The following is a 15,141-nucleotide window of genomic DNA, read 5'->3' as shown; positions in this document are numbered from 1 at the left end:
GGGTGAGCGGCAGCGGCTCACCCCGGCCCGCCCGGCCCCGAGGCCGGTGTCACCGCTTCTCGGGCAGCCGCACGTACGTCACCGTCGTCCTGACCCCGCTGTCGACCAGTCGGCCCTCGGCGTCGAACGCGCCCGCCCCGTCGGTCATCCCGAAGTCGTTGTCGTTGACGAGCGCGAGCGTGTCGCGATCCACGCGCGCGATGCCCTCGATCTTCCCGGGCACCCCGGCGACCTTGCCCAGGTCCACGACGAGCTGCTTGGACAGCACCGGCACACCCGCGGTCGCGGGGTCGTCCAGCTGCTCCAGCGACGGCGACGTGGTGTCGTCGTCCCAGGGGCCGCCGAGGATGTCGGAGGTGTTCCGCAGCCTGACCAGCTGCAGCCGGGCCGTCTTGTCCGTGCGCTCCTCGACCAGCAGCCGGTCGCGGCCGGCCGCCACCACCGACGAGATCTTCAGCGCGGAAGGGTCGTCCTCGCCCGGGTCCACCACGCCGACCGGGTCGAAACGGTAGGCGTACTCGGCCGTGACGGCCTTCTCGCGCGGCGAGAAGCGCAGCAGCCGCGTGGTGCGCGAGGCGTCCCCGGCGTCCGCGTCCGGCAGCGAGAGCGGGCTCTGCAGAGCCATCACCAGGTCACCGCCGGGAAGCTGCGCCAGTCCCTCGAACCCGCGGTTGGTCTTCCGGTGCAGCAGGACCGACGGCAGCGCCTCCACCACCGGGTAGTCCGTGCCGGTCGTACCGAGCCCCTTGGGGACATAGCGCGCGAGGACCCTCCCGCGCGCGGATACGTGCACCAGGGACGGCCCGTACTCGTCCACGAGCCAGAAGCTGCCGTCCCCGGCCCGGACGATGCCCTCGGTGTCCAGGCCGTCCGGGTCGTAGGAGAGCGGCGTCCTCGCGTCGTAGGTGTACGGCGCCTCGTCCCGGCCCTTCTGGTTCGGCAGCCCGGTGACGGCCTTCCCGGAGGAGGTGGTCAGCGGGATCGCGTCGACGACCTCGACCCTGTCCCCGGAGACCCGGATCCTCACGATCGCCGGGTCGAATCCGGGCACCGGGAAGGTGCGCCGCTTCTTGCCGTCGATCTTGACCTGACCGTTGGGGCCGCGGTCGGTCACCGTCCAGTACTCGTCCTTGCGGCCCGCCGGGTACATGTCGCTGCCGATGCCACCCAGCTTCACCCCGTGGTCGTCGGCCACACTGCCCGGCAGCAGCCCGTTGCTGAACGTGCCGAGCGGGATCTCGCCGAGGGTCGCCGTGCGGACGACGCGGGCGTCCCCGGACGGCGCCGCCGTGGCCGTCCCCGCGGCCACGAGGACGGCGGCCAGGGTCAGCGGCAGGCCCGTGGCGACGAAACGGTGGACGCGGTGCCGGCCGGCGGCATGCGGGGACATCAGGCCTCCTGGAGACAAGGTCATTGGCTGCGGCCACCCTTGGGCCTCCGGAGGAACGCCCGCCGACCGCTGGGTGAACGGCCGGCGACCGCGGCTCGTCGGATCATGCCGGTCCCGTGCCGACCGCATGTCACAGGCCTTCCGGTCCATCTGCGCCGGGCCGTGCCGAGGCCAGTGCCGTGGCGGGGTCGGAGTCCGCCCCGCCCGCCGGTATCCAGCGGCCGCCCTCGTCGCGGTACGGCCACCAGAGGCCCTCGCGCCCGAGCCGCAGCTGAACGCCTCCGCCGTGGACGGTCCACCGGTTGCCGCTCCGCTGGAACTCCGGCCGCTCGTCCGCCTCCCAGGCCGCAACCAGGGCGGCACGCGCGCGTGCGAGCGTCACGCCCTCCACCTCCCGTTCCTCGTCGAGCACGGTCAGCGCCGCCGCGCCCCCCAGCCGCCAGGCGCGGACGGCCGCCGCCAGCCCGGCACGGTCCCGCCCCGACCCCGTGGCGAGCCGCTCGGCGACGGCGGCGGGCGCCGGTCCACAGGCCAGCCGTACGGCGTCCTGGGCGGCCGTGAGGTCGGTGCCGGCCTGTGTGTCACCGCACCGGGCCGCCGCCAGCAGCCTGTAGGCCTCCACGGCGGTTCGGCCGGCCAGGTGCTCCAGTGCCGCGGGGTCGATCCCGGGCGCCGCCGCGGCCTCGGCGGTGAGGGACGGCGGTGTGCCGATGCCCTCCGGGAGCCCGGGCAGTGCCGGCAGCGGCGGCAGGACGTCGGCAGCCGCCCACGCCTCGGCCGCGTCCACGCCCGCGGCCGCCGGTGTGGCCCCGGACCGCTCCGTGGTGCCGCGGACGTGCAGTTCGGCCAGGAAGGCGTCCTTCCCCCGTCCACGCACCAGCAGCAGCAGAAGCGGATCCTCGTCCAGCAGCCGCGCCACCTGGTGGCACAGCGCGGCCGTGTGTCCGCAATGGTCCCAGGCGTCGCAGTCGCACTCCGGTTCCAGATCACCGAGGCCCGGCAGGAGGTCGATCCCCGCCACCGCCGCGTCCTCGATCAGATGGGGCGGCAGTTCCCGGTCGAGCAGCGCGGCCATGTGCCCGGCCTGCTCAGCAGCGAGATCCTCGAACCGCCCCCACTCCTCGTCGGACAGCTCAGGCAGCAGGACATCGGCCCGGTGGGCCCCTCCACCGGGGTCACGTACGACGGCCGTGACCCGGCCCGGCCGCACGGTCACCGCGCCCACGCCGCCCGCGCGCGCGAGCCGGCGTCCCGCCTTGACCGCCGCCGTTTCCAGTGCCGCGTCCTCCAGGGCCTGCAGCCAGGCGCGCCCCCACCAGCTCCGGGCGAAACCACGCCCGCGCGCGGGCGGCAGTGCGGCGAACGTGCGCCCGGCGTCCCGCCCGTGCTCGTCCTCGCAGCGGTTCATCGCGCCTCCCCGCGCAGTTCCACCAGTGCGGCCAGTTCCTCGTCCGACAGTTCCGTCAGGGCCGCCTCGCCGGTGCCGAGCACGGCCTCGGCCAGCTGCCGCTTGCGGCCCAGCATCTCCGCGATACGGTCCTCCAGGGTCCCCTCGGCGATCAGCCGGTGCACCTGCACCGGGCGGGTCTGCCCGATGCGGTACGCGCGGTCGGTGGCCTGTGCCTCCACCGCCGGATTCCACCAGCGGTCGTAGTGCACGACATGCTCGGCCCGGGTGAGGTTCAGTCCGGTTCCGGCGGCTTTGAGCGACAGCAGGAACACCGGCGCCTCGCCCGCCTGGAAGCGCCGGACCAGAGTCTCGCGCAGGGCGACCGGCGTCCCTCCGTGCAGCAGCAGCGAGGGCACCCCGCGGGCCGTCAGATGCCGTTCGAGCAACCGGGCCATGCGCACGTACTGGGTGAAGACCAGCACGCCCGACCCCTCCGCCAGGATGGTGCCGAGCAGTTCGTCCAGCAACTCCAGCTTCCCCGAGCGGCCCGCGAGCCGCGGATCCTCCTCCTTCAGGAACTGCGCCGGATGGTTGCAGATCTGCTTCAGGCCGGTGAGTAGCCGCACGATCAGGCCCCGGCGGGCCATGTCGTCCGCGGTCGCGACACGAGCCAGGGTCTCGCGCACCAACGCCTCGTAAAGCCCTGCCTGTTCGGCAGTGAGGGCCACCGGGTGATCCGTCTCGGTCTTCGGCGGAAGCTCGGGGGCGATGCCCGGATCGGACTTGCGCCGCCGCAGCAGGAACGGCCCGACGAGCCGGGCGAGCCGTTGCGCGGCGGCGGGGTCGCCGCCGCCCTCGACGGGCTGCGCGTACCGCGCGCGGAAGCCGCCGAGACCGCCGAGCAGGCCGGGTGCCGTCCAGTCGAGGATTGCCCACAGCTCCGTGAGGTTGTTCTCCACCGGGGTGCCCGTGAGCGCCACGCGCGCGCGTGCGGTGATCGTGCGCAGCGCCCGCGCGGTCGCGGAGTAAGGGTTCTTCACGTGCTGGGCCTCGTCGGCCACGACCATTCCCCAGGGCACCCCGGCGAGCCGTGCCGCGTCCAGGCGCATCGTCCCGTAGGTCGTCAGGACGAACTCCCCGTCCGCCGGAGCCCCCAGGTCGCGCCCGGGGCCGTGGAACCGGCGCACCGGGACGCCGGGGGCGAAGCGCTCGACCTCACGCTGCCAGTTGCCGAGCAGCGAGGCCGGGCAGACGACGAGCGTGGGCCCGGCCGTCGAGGGGGCCGTCCCCCGGTGCAGGTGCAGCGCGATCAGCGTGATCGTCTTGCCGAGCCCCATGTCGTCGGCCAGGCAGCAGCCCAGACCGAGGGAGGTCGTGCGGGCCAGCCAGTCGAGGCCGCGCAGCTGGTAGTCCCGCAGGGTCGCGGCCAGGCCCGGCGGCTGTACGGCGCCGGTGTCCGGCTCGTTGGCCGTGAGCCGCTCCCGCAGCCCCGCCAGCCATCCTGTGGGGCGTACGTCGACCGGCCGGCCGTCGACCTCGGCCGCACCCGTCAGCGCCGCGGCCAGCGCCTCGACGGGAGTGAGGGAACGGTCCGGCGCGGTCCGCGCACGTTCCGCCTCGCGCGGATCGACCAGGACCCACCCGTCACGCAGCCGCACCAGCGGGCGCTTGGCCCCCGCGAGCCGGTCGAGGTCCTCCCGGGACAACTCCCGCCCGTCCAGGTCGAACCACCAGCGGAACGTGACCTTCGTGTCCGCGGACGGGAACGACGGCGGGGCCGAGGCCGCTCCGGGCGAGCCGGTGCCGTCGTCCGGCGGGCCGATGGCCGCGTGCGCGGTGAGGCCGCGCGCCAGGTGCTTCGGCCAGTGCACCTCGACCCCCACGGCGGTCAGCGCCCGCGCACCCTCGCCCAGCAGCTCGGCGATCTCCTCGTCGGCGAGGTCCACCGCGTCGGGAACGGCGGCGGAGAGCAGGGGGGCCAGCGGGGGCCAGGCCCGGGCGGCGCGCCGCAGGGCCAGCAGGGCGTCCGCACGCGCGCGTGGAGCGGACGCCAAGCGCCCGGTGTCCGCACCGGTCCACAGACCGGCGGCATCCATGACGTCGTCCGATCCGCTCCGACCGTGCACCTGGAGCACAGCGCGGAAGCGGACCTGAGCGTCGTCCCGGGGCAGCACGTCGTCGAGGCCGGACGCCTCCACGCGGAGCGACAGCCGCACTCCCGCGTCATGGCCGGCGGCGATGTCGTCGGCCCAGGCACGCAGTGCGGGCAGATGCTGGGGCTCGGGTGCCGCGTACGCGGGGCCACCGGTCACCAGCGGGGCGGCGGGGGAGCGCGGGAGTACGTCGGCGACCGCGTCCAGGAAGGCGCGCAGCAGCGGCTCCGGTTCGGGCAACAGCGGCGGCCCGTCGCCCGGGAGCGGCACGGCACGAGCCTCCGGGGGCATGGCGGCGGCGAGTTGCCGGACCAGCTCCGCATCGGGTGCGGACAGCGGACCCACGCGCCAGGTGTCGTGGCCTCCGGGGGACAGGCCCGGCAGGAGCCGGCCGCGCGCCAGGAAACCCAGCGCGAGTTCGTACGCGGTGCGCCAGAAGGCCGCGGCCCGGTGTTCCCGCGGCAGCGCCCGCGCGCGCGTGAGCACCGCGAGCGCACCGCTGACCGGCAGCAGGAGGACGGGCACCGGGACGCGTTCGACCCGGCCGTCGGCCGCGGGCTTCGCCAGCTCCAGATCGGTCAGGGAACTCTGCGCGCACGTGGGCGGGGTCCCACCGTCCGGTCGCCAGAACCCGATCCGGCCCGCCCGCGCCGGGTCGGACGGCAGGAAGACCACGCCGCACCCGGCGAGTTCGGACAGGTCGGAGGGTGGTGCCGAGGGAATCGTCTGCACAGCTCTGCCGCACTCCTCAAATTTGACTACTCGGCTGGAGTCGCCGAGGGTACAGCACGATTTCCACCCGTGCTGTCGAGTCCCGGGGGCGAGCCGCAGCCCGGTACCGCGAGGAGAGGCACCTAGGGGCTGGGTCTCGGGGATGTCTCAGGGGCAGCGTGCGGAACCGCGGGGAGCGGGAGGCCGTTCTCAGATCAGAGAGCGGCAGTGGCCGCGAAGGAGGCGACACTCATGTCGATGAACGCGAAGATCGCCGCAGGCGGCGTGGCGGTCGGGCTGATCCTGCTGATATGGCTGCCCTGGTGGGTGGCGTTCCTGATCGTCGTGGGAGTCCCGGTGGTCGCGTACCTCGCCCTGGATCCCTCGCAGCGCCGCAGGGTGCGTCGGGTCACCCGCAAGGAGCTCGGCCGCTGAGGCGCCGGCGCACGGCGGGGGACCGGTCCCCGAGGCACCCACGCGGGCCGGCCGAGCCGTCGGTGGCCGCGCCGCCACCCGCGGCGCGGCTCGTGGAGCGGCACGGCTGGCCTCGTACGGCCGTCCAAGCTCACAGAGGCCGTACGGCCATCTTGTCGAGCGCCTCCAGCAGTCCCGGCAGCTCCGGGCCGCGGCCCACCGGCAGGACCTCGCCGGGCTCCTCGTCGAGCAGGACGAACGCGATGTCGTCGGTGCGGGCCACGATCGACCAGCCGGGGCCGTCCGCGCGCAGGGTCCGGGCCTCCCCCGGGGCGAACGACGAGCGCACCCGGCCGAGCGGCGGCGGGGAGTCGACATAGCCGCGGGCCTCCGCGAGCACCCGGCGGACGCCGGGGTGGCCGCCGGACGAAGCACCCTCCTCGCCCTCCGGCGCGGCGGGCTCCGCGGCCTTCGGCTGCTCATCCGGCGCGGGGAAGTCGGCGTCGTTGATCTGCTCCCGCCAGGCGGCCCACTGCAGCGCGATCTCGTCGGCACCCAGGCGGCGCTGGGCCGGCCCCCAGGAGCCGGTGTCCGGCGGGCTGAGCGCCGGTTGGCCCGCCTCCTCGGGAGCGGGGTCGTGCGGTGCGGGCACGCCGGGCGCCGCGACGGCGACGGCCAGGGGCCACCCCGGCAGGGCGGTCACGACCGCGCGCTCGTCCGGCGACAGCTCGTACTCCATGCCGCAGTCCCAGGAAGCTATCGCCACGGCGACCAGCGAGACATCGTCGATGACGACCGTCCAGCGAGCACCGTCCCCGTCCTGGCCCAGCACCAGGCCGTACCCGTCGGCACGCGGCGCGAGGCCCAGTGCCGCGCACGCCTCCGGATAGTCGTCGCCCAGCACGCTCGGAAACTGCGCCGGCGTCAGCAGCACCGCCGTCAGCACGTACAGCGCATCGTCCGCGGCGGCGACGGCCTCATCGTCCGTCCCAGCCATCCCTGCCTCCCCAGTCGTGGTCCATCGGCGCGCACCCTAGTGCGAGCGGAAGCAGCTTGTCACGACTCCGCGCACCACCCGGAGCTGCAGGTTTCCGCCTGGACAGGGGCGAAACGGGCCGCAACTGGAGAGGTCTGTTCCGCTCAGGCCGCGGGCAGCCCGAGAAGGCCGCGGGCCACGGCGTCCGGGGACTCGGCGCGTTCCCGGGCCAGTGCGAGCACCGCCCGGCAGGCCAGTTCGCTCACCCCGAAGGACAGCGCCTCCGGCGACACCCAGGCCGCCGCCTCCTCGATCCGGTCCTGGTCGTCCTCCGCGCGGGCCGCCACATAGACGGCCGCCGCTTCGAACAGGTTGTGCGTGCGCCTGTCCCGGGTGCCCTCCGGCCGCGCGGGCGCGGACGTGCGGAACCTGCCTGCGTACCTGCGGATCATGTCGAACACACGGACCATCCTCTCCCCGGACGGGCGTCGGAAGGACGCTCATCTTCTGTCTCACAACGTAGAGTTGGAGATCCGGCGGCAGAAGGGGGACGACGGGGTGAAGCGGTTCGAGCGGCTTGAACGGATCCGCCGGATGGACCCGGTGGCGGACGCGCCGGAGATCTACCGGATCAGTGTGGCGTACGAGTTCCCCTGGGACTATGCCCGAGCCCTCGAACTGGCCCTCTACCGCACCTACGCGGTGCCCGGCATCGGCCGGCTGCTCGCGCGGACGGCGGAGCTGACCGAGCGGACGCAGAAGCGGTACGACGACACCGCGCTGCTCCTCGACACCATCGTGGAACACGGCTTCGCCGCGCAGGAGGGGCGCACGGCGATCCGCCGCATCAACCAGATGCACCGCAGCTACGACATCGGCGACGACGACATGCGGTACGTGCTGAGCACCTTCGTGGTGGTGCCCCGGCGCTGGATCGACGCCTACGGCTGGCGGCGGCTGTCCCGGCACGAGATCGTCGCGACCACCGAGTACTACCGCACCCTCGGCCGGCACATGGGCATTCCGGACATCCCCCGCACCTATGAGGAGTTCGAAGCCCTTCTCGACGCCTACGAGGAAGCCCACTTCGGCTGGGACGAGGAGGCCCGGCGGGTCTCCGACGCCACCCTCGGGCTGATGGCCTCCTGGTACCCGCGCCCGCTGGCGCCCCTGCTGCGCACGGCGACGCTCGCCCTGCTCGACGAGCCGCTGCTGCGCGCGTTCCGCTACCCGCGGCCCGGGGCGGCCACCTCCGCGCTGGTGCGCGGCGCCGTACGGACCCGCGGCCGGCTGGTCCGGCTGCTGCCGCCGCGCCGCAGCCCCCACTTCGCACGCCAGAACCGGGAGATCAAGGGCTATCCGAACGGCTACCGCGTGGCCGACCTGGGGACGCGCCCGGTCCCCGGGCTGCGCGGCTGCCCGGTACGGCACCGGGACACGTCAGCGGCCGACCCCGTCGAGTGACGCCAGGGTGTCGCGGAGCCAGGCCAGTTCGGCCCGGCTCGTGGCACGCGCGATGGTGAGGACACCCCGCCGGAACGGGTCGTCCAGTTCCTCGGCGCGCAGCGGCCGCTCGCCGTCGTAGAAGAAGCTGGCCGGCTCTTCCAGGAAGGCCAGCCGGCGCCGCAGTACGGCCGCCTGCGCGGCGGGGTCCTCCAGGTGCCGCAGAAACGCGAGCAGCGTGAACCAGTGGTTCTCGTCGGTGATCTCACGCTGGGCGGATTCGGCGAGCCGGCGCCTCAGCTCGCGCCCGCCCTCCTCGGTCAGCCGCAGCACATGGCGTGGCGCGGCCACGGCACCGGGCTCGGTCGCCCGCACGAGCAGACCGGCCTTCTCCAGGCGCTTGATCGCCGGGTACAGGGTGCTCTCGGCGACGGGCCGCACGTGGCCGGTGAGCGCCGCGATGTGGCGGCGCAGGACGTAACCGTGCAGCGGGGCGTCGTACAGGAAACCGAGGATGGCGAGTTCGAGCATGACCGCATTCTTCCGCAGGGATACATCGTCCAGCCAATACCACCTTGACAGTATACATCGGCACCGAGGTATCGTGGGTGTCGCGGAACTCGGGGAGGGGCACGGTGCAGCAGGCCACGTTCGACAGCAGGGGAAGTCACATCCGGTGGACCGAGGTGCCCGGGGCCGACCCCGCCCGGGTGTACCTGCACGGACTGGGATCGATGTCCGCCGTGTACCACGCGCACATCGCTGCCCGCCCCGGACTCGCGGGCCGGCGCAGCCTGTTCGAGGACCTGCCCGGGCACGGCACGAGCGACCGGCCCGCGGACTTCGGGTACACGCTGGAGGAGCACGCCGACGCGGTCGCGGTCGCCCTGGACGCGGCCGGAGTCACCGGCGCGGAACTGATCGCGCACAGCATGGGCGGCGCCGTCGCCATCGTCCTCGCCCACCGGCGGCCCGGACTCGTCTCCCGGCTGGTGCTGACGGAGGCCAACCTGGACGCGTTTCCGCCGTCGACCGCCGCCAGCAGCGGTATCGCCGCCCACGAGGAGGACGAGTTCGTCGAACGGGAGCACGCGCGCGTGCTCGCGGCGGTCGGCCCGCTGTGGGCGGCGACCATGCGGCTGGCCGACCCGCGTGCCCTGCACCGCAGTGCCGTCGGACTGCGCAAGGGCTCGGACCCCGTGATGCGCACGCTCCTGGAGGGGCTGACCGTCGACCGCGTCTTCCTCCAGGGCGAGCACAGCGGCGAACTCGCGGGCCGGGAACGCCTGGAAGCCGCCGGGGTGCGCGTGGTGACGGTGCCCGGCGCCGGGCACAATGTCATGTTCGACAACCCCGACGCCTTCGCGGCGGCCGTCGCCGGTACGGACTGACCCGCCTGGCGCCGTCAGCCCTCGCGCACCGCGAGCGCCAGGAAACGGGCGTCCTCGTCGACGTACGACGTCATGCGCCAGCCGGAACGGGCGAGGAGCGGCCGGAGGTTGGCCTCGGCTCGCAGATCGTCGGGAGTGATCCGGCGGCCCTGGCGTGCCGCCAGAGCCGCGCGGCCGACGGGGTGGAAGAGTGCGAGCTTGCCCCCCGGCCGTACCCCGCGGGCCAGTTCCCGCAGATTGTCCACCGGATGCGGCAGGTGGGCGATCAGGCCCGCCGCGAACACGGCGTCCAGGCAACCCGAGCGCAACGGCAGCGCGGCGACGTCGGCGAGCATCAGCCGCCCCGCGCGGTCCCTGCCCGCCTCTGCGGCGGCCCGGAGCATCGCCGGGGTCAGATCGACGCCCAGCACCACTCCCGAGCGGCCCACCGCGGCCCGCAGGGCCGGCAGGGCGCGTCCCGTACCGCAGCCGGCGTCCAGCACGCGATCCCCCTCCCGCAGGCACAGGTCGGCCACGGCGGCCGCGTAGGCCGGGCCGTCGTCGGGGAACCGGCTGTCCCAGTCGGCGGCGCGGGCGGTGAAGAACTCCTGGACACGTGTGTGGTCGTCGCTCATGTTCCGCATGATCCCTCACCATCAGGAGGGACGTCTCTGTGCGCATGTTCGAGCGGGACGCGATCGTTCCATCGCAACTGTGCGCCACATTCCGGCACTTTTCGAAATGCGCCCCCTTTGTGCGCCCCTGCTCCCGCTAGCGTCCCGGGGCCATGGGACACCTGGACCACGCCGCCTTCGGCTGGCTGACACCCGTGCTGTCGTACGTGATGGCCTGTATAGGCGCCGCACTCGGACTGCGCTGCACCGTCCGTGCGCTCGCCACCACCGGCCGCTCGCGCCGCAACTGGCTCGTCACCGCGGCCTCCGCCATCGGGACGGGCATCTGGACCATGCACTTCGTGGCCATGCTCGGCTTCCGGGTGAGCGGCAGCGACATCCGCTACGACGTGCCGCTGACCATCCTCAGCCTGCTGGTCGCCATGGTCGTCGTCTGCGCCGGCGTCTTCGCCGTCGGCTACAGCCGCGACCGCACCCGCGCCCTCCTCCTCGGCGGGCTCACCACCGGACTGGGCGTGGCCAGCATGCACTACCTGGGCATGGCGGCGGTCCGGCTGCACGGCGACGTCAGGTACGACCCGGTCCTCGTCGGACTGTCGGTCCTGATCGCCGTGGTCGCGGCGACCGCGGCCCTGTGGGCGGGACTGAACATCAAGTCACCCCTCGCGGTCACCGTCGCCTCCCTCGTCATGGGAGCGGCCGTCAGCAGCATGCACTACACCGGGATGTTCGCGGTGAGCGTGCGTGTGGACCCGTCCGGCGACGCCCTGCCCGGGGCCACGGCGATGCAGTTCATCTTCCCCCTCGCCGTCGGCCTCGGGTCCTACCTGTTCATCACCTCGGCCTTCGTCGCCCTCTCACCCACCGCGGACGAGCGCGAGGCGTCCGCCTCCGCCCAGCAGACCGTCGAGAGCGTCGCCCGCTAGCGGGACCCCGGCCCGAGCGCACCGACCCGAGCGAGGAGGCCATGCGCCCACCCCGTACCACCGAGAACGCCGCCGCCCCGGCACACCGCCCGCGCGGACGACGTGCACACGCCGGACCGCCCGCCGACGAGGGCGCCGACCGCCCGCTCGGCACACCGTCCGGCACGGCACGCGCGCGTGGGGGCCACCTGCGCCTGCGCCCCCGGACCGTGCGCGCCAAGGTCGTCAGCCTCCTCATGGTGCCCGTCGTCTCCCTCCTCGCCCTCTGGGCCTACGCCACCGTCAGCACCGCCCAGGACGTCGCCCGGCTGCGCCAGTCCCAGCGGGTCGACGCCGAACTGCGCACCCCGGTGGCCGACGCCGTCACCGCGCTGCAGGCCGAACGCACCGCGGCCGTGCACTACGCCACGGACCCGCGCGCCGGGAACAGCGGCGACCTCGAAGACCTCGCGGCCCGCACCGACCGGGCCGTGGCCAGGCTCCGGCTCGGCGGACACAGCACCGTCGCCGACAGCCAGGAACTGCCCGCCGGGGTCTCCGGGCGCCTCGCAGCCTTCGTCACCGGCGCGGAGCACCTGCGCACGCTGCGGACGGCCGTACGGGACCACACGGCAGGCTGGGACGAGACGTACACGCGGTACACGAAGGCCATCGGCGCGGCCTTCGCCGTGGACGGCGCCCTCACCGGCGTCCAGCAGGCCGACCTCGCCTCCGACGCACGCGTGCTGCTCGAATTCTCCCGGGCCGCCGAGGCACTGGCCCAGGAAGACGCCCTGCTGGACAGCGCACGGACCACCGGCTCCCTGCAGGGAAAGCGGCTACGGCTGTTCGGCGCCGCCGTCGCCACCCGCCGCGCCCTCACCGCTACCGCCGTCGCCGATCTGCCCGCCGCCCAGCGCACCGCCTGGCAGGACCTGGCGCACAGCCGTGCCCACACCGCCCTGGGCGCCGCCGAGGACAAGCTGCTCGCCGCCGGACCGGGCGCCAAGCCGGCCGACGCCGCACCGCAGGGCGCCTGGAGCGCCGCCCACGCGCGCGTGCAGGACGGCATGCGGGCCATCGCGACAGCCACGGGCCGTGCCGTCGCCGGCCGCGCCGACCCGGTCACCCGCGGCCTGCTCAGCCCCGCGGGCGCCGCCGTACTCCTCGGGCTCGCCGCCGTCGCCGCCTCCCTCGTCATCTCCGTCCGCATCGGCCGGGCACTCGTGGTCGAACTCGTGAGCCTGCGCAACGATGCACTGGAGATCGCCCGCCGCAAACTCCCCGAGGCGATGCGGAAACTGCGCACGGGCGAAGAGATCGACATCCAGGCCGAGGCGCCCGCCGGGCCACCCGCCGAGGACGAGACGGGGCAGGTCGCGGAAGCCCTGACCACCGTGCACCGCGCCGCGCTCCGCGCCGCCGTGGAACGCGCCGAACTCGCCAGCGGCATCTCGGGAGTCTTCGTCAACCTGGCCCGCCGCAGCCAGGTCCTGGTCCATCGCCAGCTCAGCCTCCTGGACAGCATGGAGCGGCGCTCCGACGACCCCGACGAGCTGAGTGACCTGTTCCGCCTGGACCACCTCACCACCCGGATGCGACGCCACGCCGAGAGCCTGATCATCCTCTCCGGTGCCGCGCCCGGCCGGGCCTGGCGCATGCCGGTGTCCCTGACCAACGTCGTACGCGCCGCCGTCTCGGAAGTCGAGGACTACGCGCGCGTGGAGGTGCGCCAGTTCCCGGAGGCCCACGTCGTCGGCGCGGCGGTCGCCGACCTCACCCACCTGCTCGCCGAACTGGTCGAGAACGCCGCCCAGTTCTCACCGCCCCACACGCGCGTGCGCGTCACCGGCGAACCGGTCGGCAACGGCTACGTCCTGGAGGTCGAGGACCGGGGACTCGGCATGGGCGCCGAGACCCTCACCGAGGCCAACCGGCGCATCGAGCAGTCCGAGGCGCTCGACCTCTTCGACAGCGACCGTCTGGGACTCTTCGTGGTCAGCAGGCTCGCCTCCCGGCACGACATCAAGGTGCACCTGCAGACCTCGCCGTACGGAGGCACCACCGCCGTGGTCCTGCTGCCGACCGCCCTGCTGCACGGCGGCGCGACGGAGCGTTCCTCCCGGGAGGAACGGCAGGGCCGCGCCGACCCGGAACGCGTCCACGCGCACGTGCCCGGCGCGGTCCCGCCCCAGGAAGCCGCCGTCGCCGCACGGCCGGACCGGCCCGCCCTGGCGGCCACCGCACCCGGCGCACACAGCACCGCCCAGCCACCCGGCCCCCACGACATCGGCACGCCGGCCGGCTCCCCCAGCACCCGGCCCCTGACCGGCCCGGAGGACCCGGGCCCCTACGGCACCGCGGACGAACCCCCGCCTCCCGGCGTCACCGCCCTGCGGCTGCACCGCCCCCCGGACGACTCCGAGCCCTCCGACGGCCTCCCGCGCCGTGTGCGCCAGGCGAGCCTCGTCCCCCAACTGCGCCACCGGCACACGGAAGAGCCGACTGTCCAGCCCGCCCCTGACGACCGGCGCACCCCCGACGTCGTACGGGACCGTATGACCGCATACCGCGACGGCTGGGCGCGCGGCGGTGGCAGGCAACCCGGCCGCGGCGCCGTCCCCAAACCCGAAACGGGCAGTCACAGCGAAGGAGACCCGGCATGATCCAGGACCCGAACACCGGCCAGCGGTCCGGCGAACTGGACTGGCTGCTCGACGATCTGGTCATGCGCGTGCGCGATATACGGCACGCCGTCGTGTTGTCCAACGACGGCCTGGCGGTCGGCGCCTCGACCGATCTCGCACGGGAGGACGCCGAACACCTCGCCGCCGTGGCATCCGGCTTCAACAGCCTCGCCAAGGGCACGGGACGGCACTTCGGCGCGGGCGGGGTACGCCAGACCATGGTCGAGATGGACGATGCGTTCCTCTTCGTGGCCGCCGCAGGCGACGGCTCCTGCCTCGCCCTGCTCACCGCGGTCACGGCCGACATCGGGCTGGTCGCCTACGAGATGGCCCGCCTGGTCAAGCGCGTGGGTGAGCACCTCTACACGCCGCCGCGCGTCGCAGCGCAGCCGCCCGCCGCCGGATGAGCCGCGGAGAGACCGCACGATGACCGAGAACCCGACCGACGGGGCCCGCGAGCCGGGCAGCCAGTGGTACGACGGCGAGGCCGGGCCGCTGGTCCGCCCGTACGCCATGACGGGCGGCCGCACCCAGCCGGGACCCACGGGTGTGCGCTTCGATCTGATCGCGCTCGTCACCCTCGACACCACCGCACCGGCGCTCGACGGCGACACCGCACTCGGCCCCGAACACCGGACCCTGATCGACCTGTGCCGCCCGGAGACGCAGTCCGTCGCCGAACTCGCCGCGGACGCGGACCTTCCGGTCGGCGTGGTCAGGGTGCTCCTGGGGGACCTGCTGGAACTGGGCTGCGTGACGATCAGCCGTCCCGTGCCCCCGGCGCACCTGCCCGACGAGCGGATTCTGCGCGAGGTCATCGCGGGATTGCGAGCGCTGTAGATGCACGTTCGGACCCCGCCGTACGCCTCGCCGCGTCCGCATCCGTACGCCTGGTCGCGTTCCGATGTGTCCGAAGCGGGCACGTTGCGCCACCGATCGGGCGCCAGCCGGTCACATCAGGCGTACTTCGCTGAAATCCCCCGGACCCCTGCCCCCGTTGTCATCATGCTGCCTTCACCACCGGAGCACGCGGACGCCGGCCGCAGCCGGCCCTCCCGAGAGAAGTG

The 15,141-nt window shown here is 74.0% G+C and carries 14 protein-coding genes; 7 read left to right on the top strand and 7 right to left on the bottom strand.

Features of this window, described 5'->3' with window-relative positions; genetic code table 11:
* Window positions 1-49: 49 nt before the first annotated feature.
* From S1361_RS06065 to S1361_RS06055, 3 genes are all read right to left on the bottom strand, one after another.
* Window positions 50-1,390: an esterase-like activity of phytase family protein gene (locus S1361_RS06065; RefSeq protein WP_208030798.1), complete on the bottom strand. Its 1,341-nt coding sequence runs from the start codon at window positions 1,388-1,390 to the stop codon at window positions 50-52.
* Between the two features lie 130 nt (window positions 1,391-1,520).
* A complete protein-coding gene (locus S1361_RS06060; RefSeq protein ID WP_208030797.1) occupies window positions 1,521-2,798 on the bottom strand; it encodes an SWF or SNF family helicase in 1,278 nt (425 codons plus the stop codon).
* Complete coding sequence (locus S1361_RS06055) at window positions 2,795-5,665, bottom strand: DEAD/DEAH box helicase (protein ID WP_208030796.1); 2,871 nt, start codon at window positions 5,663-5,665, stop codon at window positions 2,795-2,797. The genes S1361_RS06060 and S1361_RS06055 overlap by 4 nt, the downstream gene beginning before the upstream one ends.
* A 231-nt stretch (window positions 5,666-5,896) precedes the next feature.
* Between S1361_RS06055 and S1361_RS06050 the strand changes: the two genes are divergently transcribed.
* Window positions 5,897-6,079: a hypothetical protein gene (locus tag S1361_RS06050; protein ID WP_208030795.1), complete on the top strand. Its 183-nt coding sequence runs from the start codon at window positions 5,897-5,899 to the stop codon at window positions 6,077-6,079.
* 130 nt (window positions 6,080-6,209) lie between these two features.
* Here S1361_RS06050 and S1361_RS06045 read toward each other — a convergent pair whose 3' ends face one another.
* Window positions 6,210-7,055 carry a hypothetical protein gene (locus S1361_RS06045; protein ID WP_208030794.1) on the bottom strand — a complete coding sequence of 282 codons (846 nt, stop codon included), beginning with the start codon at window positions 7,053-7,055 and terminating at the stop codon, window positions 6,210-6,212.
* Window positions 7,056-7,198: 143 nt separating this feature from the next.
* Window positions 7,199-7,495, bottom strand: coding sequence for a hypothetical protein (locus S1361_RS06040; RefSeq protein WP_208030793.1), 297 nt, complete (start codon window positions 7,493-7,495; stop codon window positions 7,199-7,201).
* A gap of 97 nt (window positions 7,496-7,592) precedes the next feature.
* Here S1361_RS06040 and S1361_RS06035 point away from each other — a divergent pair, with 97 nt between their 5' ends.
* Window positions 7,593-8,498: an oxygenase MpaB family protein gene (locus S1361_RS06035; RefSeq protein ID WP_208036500.1), complete on the top strand. Its 906-nt coding sequence runs from the start codon at window positions 7,593-7,595 to the stop codon at window positions 8,496-8,498.
* On the opposite strand, the gene S1361_RS06030 is transcribed toward S1361_RS06035, so the two are convergent.
* Window positions 8,475-9,008, bottom strand: coding sequence for a PadR family transcriptional regulator (locus tag S1361_RS06030; protein WP_208030792.1), 534 nt, complete (start codon window positions 9,006-9,008; stop codon window positions 8,475-8,477). The two genes, S1361_RS06035 and S1361_RS06030, sit on opposite strands and share 24 nt — an antisense overlap.
* A gap of 104 nt (window positions 9,009-9,112) precedes the next feature.
* Here S1361_RS06030 and S1361_RS06025 point away from each other — a divergent pair, with 104 nt between their 5' ends.
* Window positions 9,113-9,868, top strand: a complete 756-nt coding sequence (locus S1361_RS06025; RefSeq protein ID WP_208030791.1) for an alpha/beta fold hydrolase — start codon at window positions 9,113-9,115, stop codon at window positions 9,866-9,868.
* 14 nt (window positions 9,869-9,882) lie between these two features.
* Here the strand turns inward: S1361_RS06025 and S1361_RS06020 are convergent, their stop codons facing one another.
* Window positions 9,883-10,482, bottom strand: a complete 600-nt coding sequence (locus S1361_RS06020) for a class I SAM-dependent methyltransferase (protein ID WP_208030790.1) — start codon at window positions 10,480-10,482, stop codon at window positions 9,883-9,885.
* A gap of 152 nt (window positions 10,483-10,634) precedes the next feature.
* Between S1361_RS06020 and S1361_RS06015 the strand changes: the two genes are divergently transcribed.
* The 4 genes from S1361_RS06015 to S1361_RS06000 are packed head-to-tail and all read left to right on the top strand — an operon-like array spanning window position 10,635 to window position 14,914.
* Window positions 10,635-11,408 (top strand): MHYT domain-containing protein, encoded by a 774-nt coding sequence (locus S1361_RS06015; protein ID WP_208030789.1) that lies wholly within the window; start codon window positions 10,635-10,637, stop codon window positions 11,406-11,408.
* A gap of 41 nt (window positions 11,409-11,449) precedes the next feature.
* The gene (locus tag S1361_RS06010; protein WP_208030788.1) at window positions 11,450-14,053 is read left to right on the top strand and encodes a sensor histidine kinase; all 2,604 of its coding nucleotides are present in this window, start codon (window positions 11,450-11,452) and stop codon (window positions 14,051-14,053) included.
* Entirely contained in the window at window positions 14,050-14,481 is a 432-nt protein-coding gene (locus S1361_RS06005) for a roadblock/LC7 domain-containing protein (protein WP_208030787.1), read from the top strand. The genes S1361_RS06010 and S1361_RS06005 overlap by 4 nt, the downstream gene beginning before the upstream one ends.
* 19 nt (window positions 14,482-14,500) lie before the next feature.
* Complete coding sequence (locus tag S1361_RS06000; RefSeq protein ID WP_208030786.1) at window positions 14,501-14,914, top strand: DUF742 domain-containing protein; 414 nt, start codon at window positions 14,501-14,503, stop codon at window positions 14,912-14,914.
* Window positions 14,915-15,141: the final 227 nt, after the last annotated feature.

Origin of the sequence: Streptomyces cyanogenus, assembly GCF_017526105.1 — a bacterium.
GTDB lineage: Bacteria > Actinomycetota > Actinomycetes > Streptomycetales > Streptomycetaceae > Streptomyces > Streptomyces cyanogenus.
This window is presented reverse-complemented; position numbering and strand designations above follow the sequence as displayed.